Below are 24,340 nucleotides of genomic sequence, written 5' to 3'. Positions count from 1 at the left end.
TTGCGGCGTTGCAGTCCTTGTGAAGGAGCCCCGCCATTCACGGCGGACTGCGCCTTGCAACTGGGCCCTTGGCGGTCCCGCAGAGGCACTATCGAATCGTGCAGAGGTTCCCTAGGCAAGGTCATCCAGCCCGGCAGGTCGTTCGCCGGCTGACATTCCTGCCCGGGTGGCAATCGCGACCTACGTCCCCGACGCCACGCCGGCGCCACCCTGCCCTCGCGACCAGTCGAGCCGGATGTCCCAGTCGTAGCGGTACTCCTCGTCCAGCGGTGACAGGCTGGGGTCCACTTCCTCGTAGACGTTTTCCGGCGGTGTCACCGTCGCATCGCGTCCGTGGATGAAGCTCTGCTCGTCGACGATCACCCGGTAGGCCTTGTTCAGGCGCAGCGCGCGCTCGGGTGACGGGGTGATCAGGGTGTGGACGTCGGCGGCCTCGACCTTCTCGCGGTCGACCTCGCCCTCGTCGGTGAACCAGCGGGCCTGCATTTCCGGGTTGTTGCGGAATTCGCTGCCACCACCGACGCGCTCGAAGTAGGTCAGGATCTCGCCGTCGATCTCGCCGACGTTGGGCGCGTCCGCCATGCCCTTGAGATCAAGGTAGCCCCAGCCCTCGGTGCCGGTGACTTTGCGCGGGAAGGCGAAGGTCTGGTCGAGGGTGGCACCGATGGTGCTGTGGCAGCCCATGCAGAAGAGCTGCTCCTCCTTGGTCTGCGGCCGCAGCTCGCCCTGCTTGTCCTCGATGAAGCCGAGCACCAGCCAGCCGAACTCGTTTTTCAGTCCGTGACCGGTATCGGCAAAGCCCGCGATCACATCACCCTCGTGCTCGTGGCCATGCTCCTCGTCATGATCCTCGCCGTCGCGCCCTTCGTCGCCGTGGTCATCGTGCTCGTCCCCTCCCCCGTAGATCTCGCGCAGCTCCTCGCGATCATGGAAGGCAAGCTTTTTCATGTACCGCACTTCCTTCATGCGTGGGGTGTGCGTGATCTCGCCGTCATCGGTGACGCCCACATAACGCACCGTGTGCAGGAACTGGATGCCCTCGGGATAGAGCATGGTCGCCACCGGCACGTCGCTGGCATCGCCGACGTAATGATCGGGACGCAGGAGGCTCGTCACCACGCTGCGCTCGCCGTCACCGTTGAGGTCGGTGCAGATGGCGTTCTCGTCCACCGGCAGGCTCTCGATCTCGGGGAGGTCCTTGATCGCCGCCTCCAGGATGGCGAGGTTGGCGCGGTAGGCATCGACGGAGTAGCCGCCCTCGCCCCGGCAGTCTTCAGCCTGACGGAATGCCTCCGGCAGGCGCAGCATGACGTCATCGGTCGAGCCGTTGGTCGGCCAGAAGGTGCTGGGCAACGGTTTGTAGTTGAACGCGACCCAGCCACTGCCGTCGCGCGCGAAACCGTGCTCGTCGAATGCCCCGTCGGCGAGCTGCAAGTCGTCGAGGTCGGGGACAAACCCTTCCCAGCCCATGGACTTAAGCCGGCCGGCCAACGCGGAGTAGTTGTCTTCGGCGATGTAGTCGCGGATCTCCTCGTCGCTGATCGCGGCGACCTCATCGGAGCGATCCGTGAACAGGTTCGACCAGCGGTTGGTCATGGCGAAATCCGAGAAGTCGTATTCGGCCTGGAGCCTGGCGTCCTGCATGAAGTTCGGACGGTTCGTGTCCTGGTAGCTCTGGTGGCAGGTAAAGCAGGGGTTGAAGCGCCCGTCGGTGCGCGTGTAGCACTGGGGCGGGATCAAGGCCTCGTGGTTTTCGACGCCTTTAAGCGACAGGCCTTTCACATCGTCGTCGGCATGGGCCGCAAGCGACAAGCCGGCCAAGCTGGCCAGACTGGCAAGAAGGATCACGGAAATCGGGCGAGAAAGGCTCATCGAAACACCTCGTTGTCTGCAAGAACACCCAGAGCGAGTGCGAACCACCGGCGGTCATCGGCCTGATCGTGACCTGGACATGCCCTGGCGCGCGCAATAGATCCCTCTTATGCTACCCGCCATCGTGGCTGATGGACATGCCTAGGTCGGGCTGGCGTGGGCCGATTTCACGTGGGCATCTGGTTGAGAGCAGTCCGGCACCCCGCCGAAACGGGGGAGTCGATGGTGCATCCTCCACTTCATGGGCAACAGATCCGTTTGCCCGACCGCCATGACTGATGTGGCCACTGACAATGCTCGAGTTGCGTCGCCCCGAGGGAGGCACACCTCGTGTGGATCGGTGGCAAGTGGCCACCGCCCTGGGCGACCAAGCTCCACAAACCACGTCAGCCCTTCAGGCTGGCCCAGTGCGAGAGACTGGCCCCGGGCGAGCCACATGAAAAGCGACCGTGTCTGCCACAATTGCCAAGATGAACGCATCGACTCGGGATGGCACGACAATGACGTACACAGCGTTGCGAAAAGGCGAGGTAAGGCTGCTCGACGGCGCGACCGGCACCGAGCTTGAAAAACGCGGCGTGCCGATGAGTTCAGGCGCGTGGAGTGGCCCGGCCGCCCTGGACCATGCCGATGTCCTGGAACAGATCCACCGGGACTACATCGATGCCGGGGCCGACATCATCACGGCGAACACCTACGCCACCTCGCGCGCCCTACTCGAGATGGACGGCCTGGGCGACCAGTTCGAAACGATCAACCGCTCCGCGGTTCACGCCGCCCAGCGGGCCCGGGACAAGTCCAATCGCCCGGACGTACTCGTCGACGGCTCGTTGTCCCACCGTGGTCCGATCGCTACAGGCTCGGCCCGGCCCAACAGCGGCGCGGCCATCGGCCTCGAAAAGATGGCCCGCGCCCTGCGCGAACAGGCTCGACTGCTCCGCGATGAGGGCTGCGACCTGCTCCTGCTGGAAATGCTGTACGACCCGGAACGTATGCCGCTGGTCTTTGCCGCGGCCGCGGAGAGCGGCCTGCCGGTCTGGGCCGGGTTCTCGGCCCGGCGCGGCGATAAAGGCGAGGTGCTCGGGTTCGGGCCCGGCGCGGATGTCCCGTTCGCCGAAATCGTCTCGATCCTGGACGATTGGCCAGTCGACGCGGCCGGCATCATGCACACGCCCGCCAACGTGGTCTCCGATGCCCTGACCATTCTGCGCCCATCCTTTGCCGGCCCACTCATGGCCTACCCCGATTCCGGGTACTTCAAATCCCCTCACTGGCAATTTGAGGACGTGATCGAACCCCATGAGCTGCGCCGGTACGCCGAAGAATGGGTTGAAGACGGCGCGCAGATCCTGGGTGGCTGTTGCGGCCTGTCGCCGGAGCACATCGCGGCCCTCGCGCCACTCAAGCGAGGACCGTCGCCTGAAAACGGATGAATCCACACGCCAAAGCTGGTTGCCACCCCGTTTTCAATAGGTAAAACCTTGTGTGCGCTCGCGGTAATAGCATTCGCTCGACCGGGCGACGAAGCCGCCTTGCTCCCCTCATTAAGCAAGTTCGACACCACCGCGAACAGCCAATCGCCGCGGCGCCCCTTCGGCAAGCGACGGAACCGGGCCAGCCGCCAGCCTTAGAGAAGGGCGCCACGAAATGGCCAACACCTCGGCGGGCGTCGGGTCGATCGGGAAATACCAAGTGATAGACTCGGGCTTTCTGCCCCGGACCGGGTCGCGCGGCTCGGGGATGTGGGACCCGCATGGGGCACCACCAGCCATTGCCCTTGGATTGAAGCGCTGGAGGAGAAACGAATGACGTACGTCGTGACCGAGAACTGCATCAAGTGCAAATACACGGACTGTGTCTCCGTGTGCCCCGTCGATGCCTTTTGCGAGGGGCCCGAGATGCTGGTGATCGACCCGGAGGTCTGTATCGATTGCGACGTCTGCGTCGCCGAATGCCCGGCCGGGGCAATCTTCGACGAACACGACGTCCCCGAGGACCAGGCCGATTTCATCGAACTCAACAGCCGGCTGGCCGAACAATGGCCCACGATCTCGGAGATGAAAGACCCGCCGGCCGACGCCGAGCAGTGGGACGGCGTACCCGGCAAGCGCTCCTATCTGGAGTGATCGCCTTACCGATGCGCCCGTTCGGCGCTCTGGGTTCGCCATGACGGGGAGTGACTGACTTTTAACCGGCGGCGTCGGGGCGCTCGGATCGAATCGGCCCCCAGGGAAACTCTGCACGATTCGATAGCATCTCTGGCTTGCGGGTTTGTCCGCAACCAAGGCGCCGGACCGAAGGCGGGCTCATTGCCCGTCAAGGGACGGCAACGCCGAGTGCGGGCAAACCCGCAAGCCCGATTCGGGCGGGCCGCCAAGGGCCCATCTGCGGCATTGCCGTCCTTGTAAAGGGCGACGGTCCTTCACGGTGAACGGCGCCTTGCATCTGGACCCTTGGCGGTTCCGCAGAGACGCTATCGACTCGTGCAGAGTTTCCCCAGCAAATGGGCTTGCTGGCCACCTTCTCACGTCAAATAGCGCACCAGGGTTGCCGAAAGGACACGGCGACCCATCGAGAAACCGAGATTGAACCCATGCAAAACATGAACGCAAAAGCGTTGGCCGCCTGGCTCGACGACGAAGCCAGTCCCAGCCCGCTGTTACTCGACGTACGAGAGCCGTGGGAGTACCAGCTCTGTCATATCGACGGCTCATCGAGCGTGCCGATGAGCACCGTTCCCGCCAATGTCGGGCAGTTGGACAAGGACAAGCCAATCGTGTGCATTTGCCACCATGGCATGCGCAGCATGCAAGTCGCCTTGTTCCTGGAACAGCACGGATTCGCCCACGTCATAAACCTCACGGGCGGCGTGGATGCCTGGGCGACGCAAGTCGATAGCAACATGCCCACCTATTGACGATTGCCTGTCGCTCGATAAGGCAACCCGCGAACCCGACCGGCCAGGCCACACCACTCGGCCATACCACTCGGCCGCACCACTGCGCCGTTCGTCACCAGGCACACCCGGAGACCGCATGACCCAGGAACACATGACCCAGGAATACCTGTCTGAAAAGCCCACTGGCATCTCAAGCCTTGAGGAGCTCGCCGGCGTCGCCGACTACTCCCTGTTGAGAACGCTGAAACGCGATCCGGATGCCACGAGCGACGGCATCGACCACGCACCGCGACAGGTGTTCTCCGGGCATTACGTCCCCGTCAAGCCGACGCCGATCGAAAATCCGGAATACGTCGCCCACGGCCGACAGCTTTTCCGTGACCTGGGCTTCGACGAGCATCTGGCTCAGTCGGACGGGTTCGTCCGCCTGTTTTCCGGCGACCTCTCGGTCGTCCCCGAGACGATGAGCCATGTCGGTTGGGCCTCTGGCTACGCCCTTTCCATCTATGGCACGGAATTCGACCGCCAATGCCCGTTTCAGACCGGCAACGGCTACGGCGATGGTCGCGCCATCTCCGTACTCGAGGTCGTGACCCGCGGCCAACGATGGGAGATGCAACTGAAAGGGGCGGGTCGCACGCCCTATTGCCGGGGCGCGGATGGACGAGCGGTCTTGCGCTCCAGCGTTCGCGAATTCCTCGCTCAGGAGCACATGCGCGCCCTTGGGGTACCCACATCGCGCTCATTGAGCCTGTATGTATCCAAAACCGAAACCGTCGATCGGCCCTGGTACTCGGATGGCAGCGAGTCCATGAACCCCGACACGCTGGTGAGGGAACCCGTCGCCATCTCCACCCGTGTGGCGCCTTCGTTCATCCGGGTCGGCCAGCTGGAACTCTTCAGTCGGCGCGTTCGCAAGCAGGCTCACTCGAAAGCCCGGGAAGAACTCGAAACGCTCGTCGCGCACCTGATCGAGCGGGAATATGCCGATGAGGTTGACCAACAGACGGGCCTCCACGAGCAAATCATTTCGCTCGCGCTCGCCTTCCGAGATCGGCTCACCTCCCTGGTCGCCGACTGGATTCGCGTCGGCTACTGCCAGGGCAACTTCAACAGCGACAACTGCGCGGCCGGGGGCTTTACGCTCGACTATGGTCCGTTCGGGTTTTGCGAGGTCTTCGACCTGCACTATCAACCATGGACCGGGGGCGGGCGTCATTTTTGTTTTTCCAACCAGCCTGCCGCCGCGGAACGCAATTTCCGCACGTTCTGCACGGCACTGCGCCCGCTGCTGGATGACGATCAGGAAGCCAACCAGCAGCTCAACGCGATTCAGGGCGCATTTGCCAAGGTGATGGGCGAGAAACTGGAACGGATGTGGGCAAGCAAACTGGGCCTGGCGGCGGTCGACGCCGAGTTGTTTGTCGAACTGCAAACACTGATGACAACGACCCCGGTCGACTACACCCTCTTCTTCCGTGAGCTTTCGGCGGTTCCCAACAGCATCGAGCCGCTCAAGAAGAGCTTCTATGCCGATCTCGAGGCCCCAACCGTTACAAGCAACCCCTCTGCGAAAAACACCCAGGCAACCGACGAGCGCTGGTCGGAGTGGCTGGCCAAGTGGCGAGCACTCGTAGGTGTCGACGATGCCACCAAGTCGGCAACCGAGCTGGCCCAAACGCGCGACGAGATCTCGACGGCCATGAAACGGGTCAACCCGAAATACACGTTGCGAGAGTGGTTTCTCGTGCCCGCGTATCGACAAGCGGCGGCCGGCGATTATTCGCAGATCAGAGAACTGCAGGACGTGATGACCAAGCCATACGACGAGCAGTCAAACGAGGTGGAGGAAAAATACTACCGCCTCAAGCCATCATCGCTGTTCAATGTCGGCGGGGTCTCCCATTACAGCTGCTCATCGTGACGGGGGTGGGCGTTGATGCCACGGTGATGCGCCCTTTTTGACGTGTCGGTGGCCGCCACCTTAGCGACTGATCACGGAAGTGGAAACGAAGTCGTTTAGCTCCTCGGCACCGACCTTGTCCGCCGTGCCCGCAGGCACGGAAGCGAGCATCGTGGAGTTGATCATACGGGACGCCGAGTCGTCAGGCGTCAGAATCGTCGCGGTATGCAGCGTGCCCTGCCATGCCGGTTGCGACTCGGAGTAGCTCGCACACGAGTTGTTGATGCAAACGATTTGATAGTCGGTTTTGGAAAAGCAAGGAACGCGCGTTGTATAGGGCCGCAACATCTCATAACCGGGCTGGAACATGGGGTTGTATTCAGCCATGAACTCCTTGGGTGAGAGTCCACGATCAAACGCGCATTTCGCGTAGTCAGATATCTCGAGCTCGGCATCGATTTCCGAAGGCTCGTAGCCGAGCATCAGCAAGGACTCACCCGGCCCGCCATCCAGATGCGGCCGTGTCGTCTCTTGCTGGTCGAAGCGTGCGGCCGAACGATACGCCAGGGTCTTGCCGGTGGTGGATTCGTGAATCGCGGCCATTGCACGCTTGAGGTCCACCATCAATTGTCGGAACGCGACGGAATCGATCTCGTGACCGAGATTGAGCACACAGAAACCCGGCTCGTCGAAATTGAGGCGACACGTGCGGCGGTAGATCTCAGCAGCGATCGACCTGACATCCAACGACAACGGACGCAGGCAAATCGAGGAGCGTGGCCACGTTCTTGGTTCACCGTTCATACGAGTTTCACACAGCTAACGAGAAGCTCACCGGCAGATCAGGCGCGCGGCGAGTCATGGATTCGAGTTGAGCGTAGTCGCGTTCAATCGGTCATTCAGGCCGCGCCTGGCAAGATCGAAAAGATGGCTGTCAAGGCCAAGATCGTGGACGCGGAAACCGGAGAAAAGCCCATCACCGGCTAGTCCGCTATCTCGGCTGCTTTGTCTCCATCCTCACGCTGGGGCTGAGACTGATTTGTGGGGCCATCGGCCGACGCACCCCGGGTTGGCACGACAAGCTTGCCGCGACCGTCGTGGTGCAGGATGACTGGCCCGATCCGGTGCGGTCTAGCCAGCCCGAGGCCGGCGATTTGGCGCAGATCAGAGAACGGCAGGACGTGATGACCAAGCCATACGCCGAGCAATGAAAAGAGGCGGAGGAAGAACACTACCGCCTCAAGCCGTCATCGCCGCTCAATGTCGGTGGCGTGTCTCATTACAGCGGCTCATCCTGACTTGGTCGTCTGAACAAGGCAGACAACCGGGGTAACGACGTCACCGGGTTGCCGCCGCCAGACTTCGGTCAGCGCCATGTCGGCCGGCTAGCGAGTGCCTAGAAAACCGGGGGATCCACAACATTGTCGGACGATTGGAAGGGCGAGAGTCATCTGAGGTTCCCAGATTGCCTCCCAACCCTCGAGTGCTCTAATACAGGGTTACCGTAATCGCCGCCATGGCTAGGAAAAAGCTGGCAATCAGGCGCTGGCGTGGGAAGGGTTCCCGCAGGACGAAGATCCCGATGAGCACCGCGATCACGATGTCCAGATTAAGCAGGGGAATCAGGGACAGCAGTGACAGGTACTTGGCCACGAACAGGACGATGCCGTAGCCGATAATATCCAGACCGGAACCCCATGCAATGTCCTTCCCATTCTCGGCGAGCTGGGACCACAGGCGTCGACCTCTGAGCCAGAATCCGACGAGCACGATCGGTGACCCGATGAGCAGGTTCCAGACGATATAGCTGAGGGGGAAGTCAGTCGCCCGGACGGCAAAAATGTCGACCGTGTATTGCGCTGCACTGGCGCCTGCAATAAGCAGGGAAAATCCAAGGCTGCGGAAATGATCGTCCTTGACGGTCCGGGTCCAAGGGACCTGAATCAGGAACCCCACCGCCAACAGCAGTATGGCCACGAAGTGATAGGGGTTGGCTGTTTCCCCGAGAATCAGAATGGCCAGGACCGCAATCAGGGTGGCTTTGAAGGCGCCTTGGGCTGGCGTAATGATGCCGAAATCACCCGTGCGATAGGCGCGGGCGAGGAAATACATAGCAAGGCTGTAGAAAAGGCTCGACAGGAGAAGATAGGGCCAGAGCGACAGAGGAAGCGCCGGAACCAGCGGCATGGCAATGGCGGCCACGATGAGCGAGACGAGGTTGACGCCAACCAGGAACGCGACGCGGTCGTTCGAGGTCTTGACGAACAACCTCTGGAAGGCGGCAAAGGAGGCCGCGAGCAGAATAAGTCCGGTGCCAATAAGTTCTGACATGAGTAACCGCCCCGTTGCTTACCGGCGGCGGGCGGTCAGCTGCGACACGATGAACAGCAGGATGACCAGTGGGAGAAAAATGGCACTTCCGGATATCAGGATTTCCAAACGGTCTGCAAATGAAAAGCCCTTCGACTCCCCGATCAGGAAATCGGCAATGTCGGTGATGAACGTTATGGACAGAACCACCGAAAGAAACATGACAAGGTGGTTCAGCCGCCGTTCGGCCCTTTCCTCCCTCTCGGCATTCACCCCCTTGATGTCCTCGACCAGGGCGTTGATGCCATCATAGAAATCACTCGTATGCTTCTCAATCTCGAGATCGTCACAGGCCTGGCGGTAGATATTGCGGCTCGTCGTGGCCGTTGACTCTTCAAACTCCTTGGGCGCCAGCAACGCTAGTCGAGTGCTACTGAGGTAGACCCGCATATCATGGTTGTTGAACCCATTGTGTTCATCCGAGGCAATCAGCTTGGCCAGCTGGCGCACATTGTGAAAGCCGCTGGCGCACTGGCTTCGCCGGGAGATCATGTAGGCAACAGGCTCCAGCTCGTTCGCCAGAACGGCAGCGTCAGAGCGATCCCCGTCTTCCTGGAGACGCTGAATGCTCCATCCAAAATAATTGGTCCAGAGTGTCCTAACCTGACCCCGCTTGGTCGGCTGTGGCGGCCGCTCGGGGCATTCGGTGCAGGCCTGCCAGTCGGTCGCTTCGCTATCGGATTGATCACCTAAGCTGACGTAGCTGCCGGAGGCCCAGGCACGCCAAGCCATTTCGCGGCGGAACATTTCGGGACTAACCTGTTTTTGGTGCTTTGATCTCCCCTGGCCTTGCAGGATGTCGAACGGCGCCACGGGGCAGTAACTGATGACTTCCTGCCGTTCCAGATCCGCAAGAATCTCATAAACGGGTTCGGACCAGTAATCGTCAGCCCTGTAGTGGTCGGTGCCAAATTTCCTCAGTTCGGTGGCACTGGTACAACTTGCGCTCACCGGAGCGGGGTGAACGATGTGTAGCACCAGTGTTCCGACAGGAAGCAGTTGAAACACCAGGTTGCATGTCTGGTCAGTAACGGGATGCCGCAGCTCGCACTCCGCCTGCAGGGCGAACACGTCGTTGAAGGTGAAGCTTTCCAAGGGTGCTCGGGCGAACACCAGCTCCTCCGCCATCTTTTCAGACCGGACGCAGAAGGTTTCCTTTCCCGTGGCATCGAGGGGCGGGGCCGTCAATTCGATATTGACGGGGAACGCTTTCGTCACGACGAAATAGTTCAAGTTTGGCATTGGGCATCCTGTTTGCGTGGGCGGTAACAATTGACCCGGCCGCGCTTGGTAAGCGCGGCTTAAGCATAGCCACCACCATTAAACACCTTGGCAAGATGGTTGGAAGGCTGATGCCAAGAGAAGCAAACCAAGCTTGGAGGGCATTCGTGTCAGGGCGAGAAGGGAGCGACACCAAGTGAAAAACACTGTTCGGCGAGGTTGACTCATTAATTCTCAGAGTCTGCCCATCACTATCTCTCGTGCAAGCTTTCAGATGTGTACTGCAGCAAGGGCGCGAGGAAATATTCGATGATTCGCCGATACCCCGTCTTCACCTCGACGGTCGCCGCCATGCCCGGCGCAATTTTGACCGGCTTGCCATGGACGTTCACCACCGCCCGCTCCAGTCGGACACGTACGACAAACACCAGCCCGCGCTTTTCATCCTGAACGGCATCCTGTGACACATCGGTCACAATCGCCGGCACCGTGCCGTACTTGGTGAACGGAAAGGTCTGTAGCTTTACTTTCGCGGTCTGCCCGGCCTGAACGAACCCGACATCCTTGTTGGGCAACGTCGCCTCGACCTCGACACCACCGCCCTCGGGCACAATCGTCATCAAGGGCTGCGCCGGCTTGACCACCCCGCCGACCGTATGCACGGCGAGTTGCTCCACCGTTCCGGTGACCGGCGCTCGAAGCCTCATCAACTCATCCCGCTTCCTTGCCTTCACCAACTCCTGGTGCAACGAATCGGCCTTCGAATACGCCCCATGCATGGCGTCCAAGGCATCGCTTCGGCTCTGCGCCTTGAAGGCAGACAGCTCCTCTTTCGACTCGTGCAAAGCCGCTTTGGCCTCGGCAAGGCGCGCCTTTTGAGCCAGCAACTCCTGGGCGGTTTCGATACGCTTCTGCTCAAGCTCAAGGTACTCGTGCTGCGCCGCCATCCCCTTGTCGGCAAGCCCCTTCAGATCCTCGCTCCGGCGACGAATGATCGGCAACGTCTCTTCCAGGCTGGCCGCGGTCGCACGTATCGCAGACATCTCCTGTGCGCGACGCGAGATTTCTGCTTTCATTTGCCGCTGACGAGCGCGATGCCGCATCACATGCCCCTCCAGCACCCGCTGTTCGAGATCGAGGCTCCTGGAAGGGACGACGGTGTCACTGATCAGCTTTGGCGCCATCTCATCGTCTTCCAGTGCGACAAGGAAGGCCTCGGACCGACTGGCCACCAGTTGAGCGACACGCTGTTCCTGACGCAAACGGGATACATCGGCATTGGATATCGTGGAATCCAACTCGATGAGCACGTCCCCGACTTCGACCCGCTGACCGTCCTCAACGTGAATCGCTTTGACACTTGCCGTCTCCATGGCCTGGATAGTCTTGGTCCGGCTGTCGGGCACGACCTTGCCATCGGCGACTGCCACGATGTCCATCCGGCCCAAGAGCGCCCATATGAGGGCCAGGACGGCAAACAGGATGATCACACCCACCACCACTCTTGGCAGTGGGTGCACGGGCGTCTCCTGCAACGAGAGGGCTGCCGGCAGGAACTCGTGTTCATGTGGCTCTCGACGAGGCGGATCCGTCTCGCGTCGGCTTGCCCAAGCATGGGCGAAGACGCGCCGATAGCGCCCCAAAACGTCTTTCCATGCGGTCCATCGCATTCCCATCCGGCTTACCCCTGCTGCATGCGCAGAAGCCCGGCATAAAAGCCGTCTTCGCGGTTGGCAAGGGCCTGATGCGTGCCCGACTCGACGATCTGGCCGCGCTCGAGCGCGATGATCCGGTCGGCAAGCCGGACGGCCGTCAGGCGGTGCGCGATGATGATGACCGTTCGTCCTCGCGCGATCTGACGCATGTTGTCCTGGATCGCCCGTTCGGATTCGTAATCCAGTGCACTGGTGGCCTCGTCGAAAACCAGGATGCGTGGATCGTTGATCAATGCCCGCGCGATCGCGATGCGTTGCCGCTGTCCGCCGGACAGGCTCGCCCCATGCTCCCCGACCATGGTGTCGTAACCTTCCGGCGTTTCCAGGATGAACTCGTGTGCGCCCGCCAGGCGCGCGGCCGCCATGACACGGTCCAACGGCGCGCCGGGGTTGGCCAGCGCGATGTTCTCGCGGATGCTGCGGTTGAACAGCATGTTCTCCTGCTGCACCACCCCGATCTGACGCCTGAGCGAGCTCACTTCGGCCACCGCGAGATCGGTCCCATCCACCAACACCCGACCGCGTTCCGGCACGTACATCCGGCCGATCAACTTGGCCAACGTGCTCTTGCCCGACCCCGATCGCCCGACAACCCCGATGACCTCGCCCGGCTCGATCGACAGACTCACTCCGCGCAGGACTTCCGGCCCATCGGGGCGATATCGGAAATGGACCTGGTCGAACTCGATCCGCCCTTGCAGCCGCGGCATGCTACTGCGGCTGGTCGAGGACCTTTCACTGGGCGAATCGAGAATATCTCCCAGCCGCTGCATGGAAATGCCGACCTGCTGGAAGTCCGTCCACAGGTTCGCCAGCCGCATGATCGGCTGGGCGACCCGGGCGGCGAGCATGTTGAACGCGATCAGCTGACCGACGCTCAACTGCCCCTCGATCACCAACCGGGCCCCTAACCACAGGGTGCCGACCGTCACAAGCTTGCCCACCAACGAAATCATCTCCTGGGCGACGGTGGAAAGCTTGGTCGTTCGCAATCCTGCATGAACGTACCCCGCCAACTGCTCGTCCCACTTCTTGGTGGCCTGCGGCTCGACGGCCATCGACTTCAAGGTGTCGATGCCATTGATGCTCTCCACCAGGAACGCCTGATTCTCCGCCCCCCGATTGAATTTCTCGCTCAACCGAGCCCGCAACGCCGGCGTGACAAGAACGGAGATCAGCACATAGAGCGGCAGAGAGGCCAACACGATCAACGTCAGCCAACCGCTGTAGAACAGCATGACCGCAATGAAGAGGACCGAGAACAACAGGTCGAGCACCAACGTCAGCGCGTTGCCGGTCAGAAACTGGCGGATGTTCTCCAGTTCGCGCACTCGGGCAACCGAATCCCCGACACGACGGGATTCGAAGTACCCCATCGGCAGGCTGATCAGATGCCGGAACAGACGCGCGCCCAACTCCACGTCGATGCGGCTGGCCGTGTGCGCTAGAACATAGCTCCGTAGCCCGGAAAGCAACACCTCGAAGACCATCACGGCGAGAAGACCGATCGCCAACACATCAAGCGTGGTCAGCCCCTGGTGAACCAGCACCTTGTCCATGACGACCTGGAAGAACAGCGGGGTCAGCAAGGCGAACAACTGAATGAAGAACGAGGCGATCAACACCTCGCCCAGCAGTTTGCGGTGCTTGACCAGCGCCGGAACGAACCAACTAAAATCGAATTTGCCCAACTCGGCGGCGAGGGACGCACGGGACGTGAACAGGATCAGCATCCCGTTCCAGCGTTCATCCAGCTCCGCGAGGCTGCACTTCTTCGGGCGGTCACCAGGATCCTGGATCAGCGCCTGGTCACCCTCGACTCGAGCCACGATGAAAAATCGCCCCTCCGAGTCTTGGGCGATCGCCGGCAACGGTGTTTGGTCCAGACGATCCGTTTTGGTCCGGACCCGTTTTGCCTTCAGCCCCAGTCGTCGAGCCCCGAACAGGATCTCGTCACGACCGAAGCTGTGTCCGTCAACGGCAAACTCGTGCCGCAACTGATCCGGATCGGCGGCCACGCCGTGAAACCGGGCCAACAACACCAGCGACAACAACCCCGAGTCCGGGGCCGGACCGGACTCTTCAGAACGTTCTTCTTTCATTGACTAGACACTCCACCGCCCCCACCGGACCTGAGCCCGGTGGGGGCGGCATTCCCTGTGATGTGATTACTCGGCGTTACTGGCGTTACTGCCAGCTGGCACTGATCGTCGGCTGCAAGGCATCCCGGTAAGCGGTAGAAAGTACCGTCTCGCCAGCGGAGGGCGGGGCAAACGACGCCATTGCGGACACGAGGTTGTCGACCTGCGAGTCGAGCAAGGTGTATCCGTCCGCCGTCTGGATCTGCTCGACGTGATGCGCCTCACCCAGATACCAACCGCTGATGGTCGCACTGTCGTCGGTGCCAATAATTCCCACGGCGAGATCATCCCCGCTCTGCTCGAACCAGAGCTGATCGTGCGCAACGTCGGGTCCGAAACTGAGCACATCCGTCTTGCCGGCCGTGGGATCGTAAGCCGTAATCGAATCGGCGCCACCGCCCCGCGTCTGCAGGAACTGGTCGTCGCCACGACCGCCGATCAGCCAGTCATCACCCAGACCGCCGTCCAACACATCGTTACCAGCGCCACCATCGATCAGATCGGCATCGGACGAACCGATGATCGTCTCGCTGCCAGAACGCGCCGACTGCACGGTGCCGTAGGCTCGCTCGTCCGGAAGGCCCGTGTAATCGGGCGACCCGTCCGGGTCGGGATCGGTCAGCCCGAAGGCCCCGAAGATCTGTGCCTTGCTCAGCTGTGAACCATCGGCAAACGCCAACGAATCGATCGCATGATCTCCGCCCTGGAAGAACGCGCCGATGGTCACCTTGTCGCCACCCGAGCCGACCTGGAGAACGAGATCATCCCCGGACTTCATCAGGCCGCTGGCAACGTCGTTGAAGCCGGCATCGGCGAATTGCAACGTATCCGAACCGCCCCCGGTGTTGTCGATCCGGTCCTGCCCATCGCCCGCATTGAACACGTAGGTGTCATCGCCGCGGCCACCGATCAACAGATCATTGCCAGCGCCGCCTTCGAGCGTGTCGTTGCCGTTAAGCCCGACCAGGCGATCGGCATCGGCCGTTCCCTGCACCGATGCATCATCACCGTTGGTCCCTTCAACGGTACCGGCATAAGGCGACGAACCATCAGGCACCGGCAGGCCGAAAGCACCGAAGATCTGATCCGACGTCAGCGAACCGCCGCTCTCGAAGCTGATGGTCTCGACCACGTCGCTGCCACCACGGAAAAAGCCCGAGAGCGTCACCTGATCCGGACCACCATCGACTTTCAGCACCAGATCATCACCCGACTTCATCAAGCCGGAGGAAACACTGTTGAAGCCAATCCCGTCGGTGAACAGCAAGGTGTCGTTCCCGTCGGCTTCCTGCAACACAGCCTGCCCGCCGCCACCAAAGCGGTAGGTGTCGTCACCGACCCCGCCACGGAGCAAATCGTCGCCTCCCTGGCCGTCGAGCGTGTCGTTATCGGCACCACCCAGCAGAACATCGTTACCTGAGGTGCCGACCACGGTATCCGCGCCGCCCGTCTCGGCGGTCGGCGGGGTGTCACCACCATCGCCCGGGGGCGGAGTGGTCGTGTCACCACCGCCGGCATCGCCACCCGAATCACCGCCCGAACTCCCCGGGAGCGCCGTCAGCTGGCTGGCGATGTCCCCCGCAGCGATGGCGTTGCCACAGTCAGTGGGCTGGACATAGCTGATCGCCGCGTCACCGCCGAGGAAATGGTTCGTGACGCGCACCTGCTGGCCCAGGTCGTCGTCCAGAAGCATCACGAGATCGTCGCCATCCTGATGGAACGTGATCCGCGAACGATCGATGCCGCCGAGGAAGAAGACCGTATCCGTGCCGCCACCAGTGTTATCGATGACGTCGACACCACCGTTGGCGGAATAGTAATAGTCGTCGTTACCGGCACCCCCGGCCAACGCGTCGTCACCGTCCTCGCCGTACAATTCATCGTTACCGAGACCACCGAACAACACATCGGAGCCCGACCCGCGGTCAAGCCCGTCGCCACCATAAAGTGTGTCGTCGCCAGAGCCGCCTTCAAGGCGGTCGGAACCAGCGGATCCCCAAAGCGCGTCGTTCCCATCCAACCCCTGCAGCAGATCACTGGTTTGGTAAGCGGTCAGGGAATCATCCTCTTCTGTGCCCACAACGACTGTGGAGAACTCCCCTGGATATTCGTTGGCCGCGACAATGGCGGCGACGTGCTCTGCATCGATCGTCGAGTGGCCAAACTTGAAGATATCGATCATGGCATCATCGCCCAGGAAATGATCGAGAACCCGTACCGACTGATTGAGCTGACTCGAACCATCAACAACGATCACTAAATCGTTTCCATCCCGACCCAAATCGACACGATTCAAGGATATTTCTTCTAAAATCAACTTTCCCGATCCGCCATCACGGTTATCAACCGTGTCTTCGCCTCCAGCCTCCTGGTAGACGTACGTGTCGTCACCAAGACCGCCCTTCAAAAGGTTATTAGCCGAATTACCCGTCAACACATTGTCTTGATCATTTCCTACACCACTGATTTCATCCGAACCACTCAATATGAGCTCCTCCACATTATCGGGAAGCTCATAATCGACTGTAGAATGTATCCGATCATATCCGCCAGAAAGACTAGATCCAAGACGACGATTGTAATCCCAAACCCTGGAGAGGGGGTCCGTTACAGATACACTTTCGACAACCTGATCACCAACATCATCGACATAGTAGGTATCAGAGTGCGCCCCTCCATACATATAGTCGGCCCCTTCACCGCCATCAATAATATCCAAGCCTCGACTTCCTGTGATGCGATCATCGCCATCGCCTGCGTATACATGTGTTGGCGGGTTGAAGTCCTGATTTCCAGGAGCAAGGACGTTCAACTCATTTAGGAGTATAATGTCATCGTCACCCCCACCCCTGAATGTAAATTCAACATCAGAAGATGTGAAGACACCATATGTAATAACCGTTGCGAAGCCAATCGCCTCAACACCCTGGAAATTCAAATCAGCCAAGCTTATGTCATAGCTCTCGGTCTTGTTTGGACCGACATCCAACATCACGTAAGCCTTATCGAAACCGGAATTCTCTGACTCAACAACCTGGTCGCTAAGACCAACCACATACGTGTCATCTCCATCGCCCCCAAAGAGCACGTTGTTCGCATAATTCCGATGGCTTTTTATTACGTTATCTCCAGAATTACCCCATCCAGATATTGGATCAGAACCAACAAGAGTCAGCCGATTATTTACGCGGGAATAAAACCGGTCATCAGGAAGATGATAATCCAACTCACTACGAACTTCGTGAAAATCACCGACGATTTGATCACCGGGATTGTCCACATAGACCACCGGCTCATCAAGACCATTCACGATAATCTTATCTGCACCCCCGCCAGGATCAAAGACATCTCCAACTATCCCACGACCTGAAGTTCCTATGATGTTATCAAGATCATTCCCTTGAACTGTATAGGAGTAGATCGGATTGTACCGATCCCCATAATTCATATATAAATTCTCAACGTTATCCGGAAGCGAACGCAAATGCCCACTGTAGATGCTGTCTATTCCTTCGCCAGCACTTTCATGTGCCGTAACTGTGTAATAACTATCATCACCCTCACCACCATAGGCAAGGTCCTTTCCGTCATAACTAAAAAAGCGATCATTGCCCGCTCCACCGAACAGGACGTCCGCACCAGCTTCCCCATACAGGTCATCATTACCAGCATCGCCATGTAACTGATCATCTCCCGCGCCACCGTAGAGTTGATCGCCGTCATCACCCCCATGCAGGGAATCATTTCCAGCACCGCCTTGAAGCTTGTCCGCGCCAGAGTGCCCAGAAATAGTGTCGTCGCCTTCACCGCCTTGAAGCAGATCCGACGTGCTATATCCGTTCAAAACATCGTCGCTCGACGTACCGATCAAGACAGCATCGAATTCATCCGGTGCCACCGCCATCGCGTTGACGCGCTGCGTATCAAGCGCTTCTCCATCGCCTACCTGGATGGAATCGATCGCCGCGTCACCACCAAGGAAATGATTCAGCACGCGTACTGACTGACCCGAGTCGCCGTCCACGAGAACCAGCAGATCGTCGTCCTCCTGGCTAAAGCTCAGACGATCCAGGGTGATGTCGCCAAAATCCAAACGGTCGAAGCCGCCACCGACGTTGTCGATAACATCGACACCTTGCCCACTGGCATATGCGTAGCTGTCGTCACCTGAACCACCGATCAACCGGTCGTCGCCCTCACCGCCGTGCAGTCGGTCATGCCCTACCCCACCTTCGAGCTGATCCGATCCGGCCAGCCCGTGTAGCTCGTCATCACCACCTAGCCCATGAAGCAGATCGGTCGTTTCGTACCCGGTCAGGATGTCGTCTCCCGATGCGCCCGCCAACGCGGCAGTGAAACCATCCAGGGCCGCAGCAGCTGCCATCGCGTTGACGCGCTGCGTATCAAGCGCTTCTCCATCGCCTACCTGGATGGAATCGATCGCCGCGTCACCACCAAGGAAATGATTCAGCACGCGTACTGACTGACCCGAGTCGCCGTCCACGAGAACCAGCAGATCGTCGTCCTCCTGGCTAAAGCTCAGACGATCCAGGGTGATGTCGCCAAAATCCAAACGGTCGAAGCCGCCACCGACGTTGTCGATAACATCGACACCTTGCCCACTGGCATATGCGTAGCTGTCGTCACCTGAACCACCGATCAACCGGTCGTCGCCCTCACCGCCGTGCAGTCGGTCATGCCCTACCCCACCTTCGAGCTGATCCGATCCGGCCAGCCCGTGTAGCTCGTCATCACCACCTAGCCCATGAAGCAGATCGGTCGTTTCGTACCCGGTCAGGATGTCGTCTCCCGATGCGCCCGCCAACGCGGCAGTGAAACCATCCAGGGCCGCAGCAGCTGCCATCGCGTTGACGCGCTGCGTATCAAGCGCTTCTCCATCGCCCACCTGGATGGAATCGATCGCCGCGTCACCACCAAGGAAATGATTCAGCACGCGTACTGACTGACCCGAGTCGCCGTCCACGAGAACCAGCAGATCGTCGCCCTCCTGGCTAAAGCTCAGACGATCCAGGGTGATGTCGCCAAAATCCAAACGGTCGAAGCCGCCACCGACGTTGTCGATAACATCGACACCTTGCCCACTGGCATATGCGTAGCTGTCGTCACCTGAACCACCGATCAACCGGTCGTCGCCCTCACCGCCGTGCAGTCGGTCATGCCCTACCCCACCTTCGAGCTGATCCGATCCGGCCAGCCCGTGTAGCTCGTCATCACCACCTAGCCCATGAAGCAGATCGGTCGTTTCGTACCCGGTCAGGATATCGTCTCCCGATGCGCCCGCCAACGCGGCAGTGAAACCATCCAGGGCCGCAGCAGCTGCCATCGCGTTGACGCGCTGCGTATCAAGCGCTTCTCCATCGCCCACCTGGATGGAATCGATCGCCGCGTCACCACCAAGGAAATGATTCAGCACGCGTACTGACTGACCCGAGTCGCCGTCCACGAGAACCAGCAGATCGTCGCCCTCCTGGCTAAAGCTCAGACGATCCAGGGTGATGTCGCCAAAATCCAAACGGTCGAAGCCGCCATCGGCATTGTCGATGACGTCAGCGCCCTGGCCGCTGAAATACACATAGTGGTCGTCGCCACCCCCTCCAACCAATCGGTCATCACCGGCACCACCAGACAAGTGGTCGTTCCCAGCACCCCCTTCAAGTTGGTCCGCACCGGCATTGCCATGAAGCTCGTCGTCACCAGATCCACCCTCAAGGAAGTCGTCGCCGACCCCGCCATTCAGGTAATTGACACCATCACCACCAGTCAGGACGTCATCACCTGCACCGCCGAACAACTGGTCGTTACCGATTCCGCCGAACAGGCGATCATCGCCTCCTTGTCCCTTAAGGTGATCGTCGCCGGCCCCACCTTCGAGGATGTCGTTGCCATGAAACGACGGGGCCATGTTGTCAGCGTCGCCACCGAGCAGGTCGTTCCCCGCTCCTCCCACGAGGTGATCGTCTCCCCCTTCGCCAATCAGCTGGTCGTTCCCCGCTCCACCATACAACTGGTCATTGCCGTGTTCGGCGCCAGTTATGCCACCACTGTCGCCCTCAATAAAGTCATCACCGGCTTCGCCATATAGCGTGTCGTCAAGGCCACCACCCTGCATTTGGTCATTGCCATCGCCGCCGTGAAGCGTGTCATTGCCGTAATAGGCGGGATCGACGCTGTCATGATCACCCAGAAGAATGTCGTCGCCGGCGTCGCCATACAACACATCCTGTCCGCCCATGCCGACCAGCGTGTCGTTTCCTTCGCCACCTTCCAGCCAGTCAGCGCCATGCAGGGAGCCATCGAGATCACCGGCATCCCCAAACAGCTGGTCGGCACCCAGCCCCCCGACGAGGGTGTCGTTGCCCCCAACACCGTTAAGCACATCGTTGCCGGCACCGCCATCGAGGTAGTCGTCGCCCAAGGCGTCGACCGGCGTATCGTTCATATCACCGCCGAGTTGATCGTCGCCTTCACCCCCCAGGAGGTAATCGTCGCCACCACCGCCGACCAGCAGATCGTTGCCTTCTCCGCCTTCGAGGCGGTCGTCGCCCTGCGCGGATGCGGGTGTGTCACCCGCCTCTCCGTATAGCTCATCGTCGCCATCGCCCCCGAGCAGCGCATCGGAACCGCCACCACCGACCAGAAGGTCGTTGCCTTCACCACCGTCAAGGTGATCATCTCCCTGGTGATCATCCGAGGCCATCGCACCGTCACCCCATAGGCTATCGGCACCATCTCCACCACTCAGGACGTCATTGCCGCCACCCCCGTAGAGTTCGTCGTCGCCCAATCCGCCGTCGAGCTGGTCGTCTCCGAAATGTTCTTCCGTGGTGTCTCCAGCCAGGATGTCATTGCCTGAGCCGCCCAGAAGAATATCGTGGCCACCATCACCCTGAAGACGATCGTCGCCGGCACCGCCATCGAGAATGTCGTTGCCATGACCACTCGCATCCGACGCGTCATCTTTCATGTCGCCGATCAATCGGTCATCACCGGCACCGCCGATCAAGACATCATGCCCCCCCTCGCCGAAGCCCCGATCGTTTCCGGTTCCGAGATCGATGTAATCGTCGCCCTTGCCGCCGATCGCGACGTCGTCTCCCGCGCCCATGTAAATCGTATCGTTGCCGACGCCCGGATCACCTTGAATGCGGATGTTTTCCAGAGACCACTGATACTGCGTCAACCCACCCGCGTCGACGATGGTCTCGTTGACCCGCCAGTCCCTCCAAGGATCACCGCCCTCGAAATAGGTGTTCAGGTCGCCGTGCGCCCAGTCGTCCCCGCCGCCAAGCACAATGGTGTCGTTGCCATTGCCACCCGCCGCCAGATCGTCGCCCGGCCCACCAAGAACGTGGTCATTGCCATCTTCCGCGTCGAACCAGTCACCTTTCTCCCCGGAGCCCTCTTCCTCGGCCCCGGCCGCGATCCAGTCGACGACACCACCGGCAGGGCGCTCGTCGCCAAAGAGCCAGTCATCCCCCGACGCTCCGTAAAGGCCATCGCCATCCGCGCCGCCAATCAGCACGTCATCTGCGGTCCAGGCTCCGATGTAGTCCCTTCCAGCGCCACCCTCGGCGTGCAGGGTGCCGGAGACGCCGACGTTCGTACGGATCTCGTCATCACCATCGCCCAGTTTCACGACGTCGTCACCCCCGTGAAGCCGAGCCAGCCAGTCATCCCCTCCCCCGGAATCGATCAGATCCTCGTCCGGGGTGTCGTAGATGGTGTCTTCACGCCCCGGTTCCGGACCATCAGGAACGATATTCCCCCATTGGTCATATTCCGGATTGCCGTTGGCATCCACCATGGGAGCGAAATCGCCGAGAATCACGTTCGATTCGCTGCCCGGTTCGCCGGGGTCGGCCGGTGCCTCGTCAAGCACGATGCCCAGATCACCGGAGTCGCGAAAGTTCTCGATGATCAGACTGCCCTCCGGCCCCGTGACGGCAAGAGTCGAGTCGGCCGTGGACCACTCGTAGACGATCTGGCCGTCGGCGCTGATGTAGCTGCCGTCGTCCTGTCGACGTCCGCCGCTTAAGATCCGGTCGCTGAAACGCACCCGGCCGTCCCGGTCGGTGTCGAGGATGGTGTCGTCGGCACCGGCCAGGTAGGTGTCGTAACCGTGGCCGCCCTCCAGCCGGTCGGCGCCGCCGGCGCCTTCGAGCAGGTCGTTGCCGTCACCGCCATACAGGTGATCGACAGCCGCTCCGCCCTGATCCAAGAGATCGGCGCCTTCGCTGCCAAACACGATCCGTCGAGAGGCACCAGCTCCCGCCTTATCCACAAACGCCAACTGCCCCAAGCCAAGATCGTGGTATTCGATCCGCTCGTCCCCTACCGGGGTGTTCCCGTTAGCGGTTTCGGTACGGGCCTCCACGAAAGCCGCCCGGTCCGAAAGCCAGTCATCAGTGAGCCGCCCCTCGCCCGTCGCGGCGTCATACATATCCAGTTCACCGGACATGTTGTGCATGGCAAAAAGGCTGTCGTCGCCAAGCACTGCGAAAGCATCACCGTTTGCGAGGGCATACCGGTAGGCAATATCACCAGAAGCCAGTGACAGCAACTCACCAGCACTATTGCCGGCAAATGAAACCAATGACAGGGAAGGTCCGGATCGACCCTCCAAATCAGAGCTCAAGGCGTCGAGATTTTCGTACAAGGAATCCCGCCCTTGCGTTTCGGATGAAAACGACTCACCGAATAGCCGACCCAGCGATGCAACCGCCGATTCCAAACGCGCATTTGCCGCGGGCGCACTTGCCAAAAGCACCTCAGATATCTCGTCCATCGATGCGCTTGGATCCACTATTGCGAACACTTTTTGCACGGCAAGCGAATCGGAAATTCGACTCATTGAATGGTTTTCCCAAGGACTTTCCGATTCCTCAACGAATATCGGGTCAACCTCGCCAAGCATCGTCCCCAGCCCGCTCGTCAGCTCGTAGCCCGGAGCAGCCTGATGATTTCGGATCAGGGACAAATCAACCGAGTCCTGAGTACGGCCGAACTGCTCCAAGAGCTCATCAACAGTTCCGCCTACACCCGGTGCATTAAACGTATCGGCTCCGGAGACAACGTCCGAACGGTCGACGGTTAACAGTTGAGCAAGAAAGCCGCCCAGCGAATGGCCGGTCACCGAAAAACCGGGTTGCAGAATTCCGGCATCCAGCCAATCCTGCACTTTATCGGTCAATGCTTCGTACTGAGGCATGAGTGCCCCGCTGCCTAGTAACGAAACATCCACCAGGTCGGTAAACACGTCCTGGAGATCATCCGTCCCCCGGATCGCCAACACCTGCTCACCGGTCTGCCGGTCCTCGAATATTGTGACCGACAAGCCAGTTCCCAGTCCTAATTCCAGCTGCCCCGCTGTTAACTCATCGTTAAACTGTGCCGCCACTTTCCACCGTGAAGCGAATTCTACTGCCTGAGTAGTAGACAGGCCTTCGCCCCCGTTTTCCAATGACCTGATATAGTCTTCTGGCGACATATCTATACTAAAAGTGGCATACGCGGCCAAACTCATCTCAGACTTCAGGTACAGCTCGTCAAACTCAGTCATTTCGAATCTCCTTTTCTAAATATCGCGCCAGCCAATCCAGGCCCCGACCTCATCAACGGAGGACAGTGGAACGTTGACTCATGCCAAGGTCCCGATACACCCCCACCACTCCTCGCATAACTCACATATTCCCCCAAAACCTTTCTGGAACCATTTCGCTCAGCAAGGATAAGATATGTTTGCCGAGATACTTTGGGGATTTTTTTTCGATAATAATTAACACGAACTTCCGTATAAAATCTCTCTCCGGGATTCATATTTTCCTTATTAGGGAAAAACCAGCCGTTATCTTCATATCGATCATAATCAGCAGGCTCCAAGGCCACCTTCTCGAAAACCTTAACTCCGCCATCTTCCTGACACATCTGCCAAACCTGATAATCCCAGTACAACTTCCGCCCCTCTGCCTCCCAGAAGCTCCAGGCAAACCAGCTGCCCAACACCAGAAAGCCAAAAACGAGATGAATGCGCCGAGGCCAGGTCGTGAACGGCCGCGTTATCTTCCATGACCAAACCAGAAACCAGCTGACTGCCAGCCAGCCACCGATCAGTGCAAGTGCATACAGCCCACTCATCGGATTAATCCATACCGAGCACATTCCGCCCTAACTAGGCGACGAGAAGAAGAAGGTGCCGAGA

12 protein-coding genes and 1 pseudogene are annotated in these 24,340 nt (G+C 60.0%); 5 read left to right on the top strand and 8 right to left on the bottom strand.

Going from position 1 to position 24,340, the window contains the following annotated elements:
- Positions 1-180: 180 nt before the first annotated feature.
- On the bottom strand, positions 181-1,872 hold the full coding sequence (locus SR882_RS04930) for a hypothetical protein (RefSeq protein WP_322522221.1): 1,692 nt from the start codon (positions 1,870-1,872) through the stop codon (positions 181-183).
- A gap of 500 nt (positions 1,873-2,372) precedes the next feature.
- Here SR882_RS04930 and SR882_RS04925 point away from each other — a divergent pair, with 500 nt between their 5' ends.
- From SR882_RS04925 to SR882_RS04910, 4 genes and pseudogenes are all read left to right on the top strand, one after another.
- Positions 2,373-3,305: a homocysteine S-methyltransferase family protein gene (locus SR882_RS04925; protein WP_322522220.1), complete on the top strand. Its 933-nt coding sequence runs from the start codon at positions 2,373-2,375 to the stop codon at positions 3,303-3,305.
- A gap of 372 nt (positions 3,306-3,677) precedes the next feature.
- Positions 3,678-3,998 carry a ferredoxin FdxA gene (gene fdxA, locus SR882_RS04920; RefSeq protein ID WP_322522219.1) on the top strand — a complete coding sequence of 107 codons (321 nt, stop codon included), beginning with the start codon at positions 3,678-3,680 and terminating at the stop codon, positions 3,996-3,998.
- A 467-nt stretch (positions 3,999-4,465) separates the two neighbouring features.
- Positions 4,466-4,789 carry a rhodanese-like domain-containing protein gene (locus tag SR882_RS04915; protein WP_322522218.1) on the top strand — a complete coding sequence of 108 codons (324 nt, stop codon included), beginning with the start codon at positions 4,466-4,468 and terminating at the stop codon, positions 4,787-4,789.
- Between the two features lie 133 nt (positions 4,790-4,922).
- Positions 4,923-6,518, top strand: a pseudogene (locus SR882_RS04910) (protein adenylyltransferase SelO family protein); the annotation flags it as partial.
- 237 nt (positions 6,519-6,755) lie between these two features.
- Here the strand turns inward: SR882_RS04910 and SR882_RS04905 are convergent.
- Positions 6,756-7,346: a hypothetical protein gene (locus SR882_RS04905; RefSeq protein WP_322522216.1), complete on the bottom strand. Its 591-nt coding sequence runs from the start codon at positions 7,344-7,346 to the stop codon at positions 6,756-6,758.
- Here SR882_RS04905 and SR882_RS04900 point away from each other — a divergent pair.
- Complete coding sequence (locus tag SR882_RS04900; RefSeq protein ID WP_322522215.1) at positions 7,329-7,661, top strand: hypothetical protein; 333 nt, start codon at positions 7,329-7,331, stop codon at positions 7,659-7,661. The two genes, SR882_RS04905 and SR882_RS04900, sit on opposite strands and share 18 nt — an antisense overlap.
- A gap of 501 nt (positions 7,662-8,162) precedes the next feature.
- On the opposite strand, the gene SR882_RS04895 is transcribed toward SR882_RS04900, so the two are convergent.
- The 6 genes from SR882_RS04895 to SR882_RS04870 all read right to left on the bottom strand — a co-directional run bounded on the left by SR882_RS04895 (position 8,163) and on the right by SR882_RS04870 (position 24,276).
- Positions 8,163-9,005: a hypothetical protein gene (locus tag SR882_RS04895; protein WP_322522214.1), complete on the bottom strand. Its 843-nt coding sequence runs from the start codon at positions 9,003-9,005 to the stop codon at positions 8,163-8,165.
- Between the two features lie 18 nt (positions 9,006-9,023).
- A complete protein-coding gene (locus SR882_RS04890; RefSeq protein WP_322522213.1) occupies positions 9,024-10,286 on the bottom strand; it encodes a hypothetical protein in 1,263 nt (420 codons plus the stop codon).
- Positions 10,287-10,516: 230 nt separating this feature from the next.
- On the bottom strand, positions 10,517-11,941 hold the full coding sequence (locus SR882_RS04885; RefSeq protein WP_322522212.1) for an HlyD family type I secretion periplasmic adaptor subunit: 1,425 nt from the start codon (positions 11,939-11,941) through the stop codon (positions 10,517-10,519).
- A 5-nt stretch (positions 11,942-11,946) separates the two neighbouring features.
- A complete protein-coding gene (locus tag SR882_RS04880) occupies positions 11,947-14,082 on the bottom strand; it encodes a type I secretion system permease/ATPase (RefSeq protein WP_322522211.1) in 2,136 nt (711 codons plus the stop codon).
- Between the two features lie 85 nt (positions 14,083-14,167).
- A complete protein-coding gene (locus tag SR882_RS04875; RefSeq protein ID WP_322522210.1) occupies positions 14,168-23,701 on the bottom strand; it encodes a calcium-binding protein in 9,534 nt (3,177 codons plus the stop codon).
- Positions 23,698-24,276, bottom strand: a complete 579-nt coding sequence (locus SR882_RS04870) for a hypothetical protein (RefSeq protein ID WP_322522209.1) — start codon at positions 24,274-24,276, stop codon at positions 23,698-23,700. The genes SR882_RS04875 and SR882_RS04870 overlap by 4 nt, the downstream gene beginning before the upstream one ends.
- Positions 24,277-24,340 lie beyond the last annotated feature (64 nt).

It is taken from the genome of Guyparkeria halophila, from assembly GCF_034479635.1.
Lineage (GTDB): Bacteria > Pseudomonadota > Gammaproteobacteria > Halothiobacillales > Halothiobacillaceae > Guyparkeria > Guyparkeria halophila.
The sequence above is the reverse complement of the archived record's forward strand: the minus strand, read 5'-3'. Positions and strand labels throughout refer to the sequence as shown.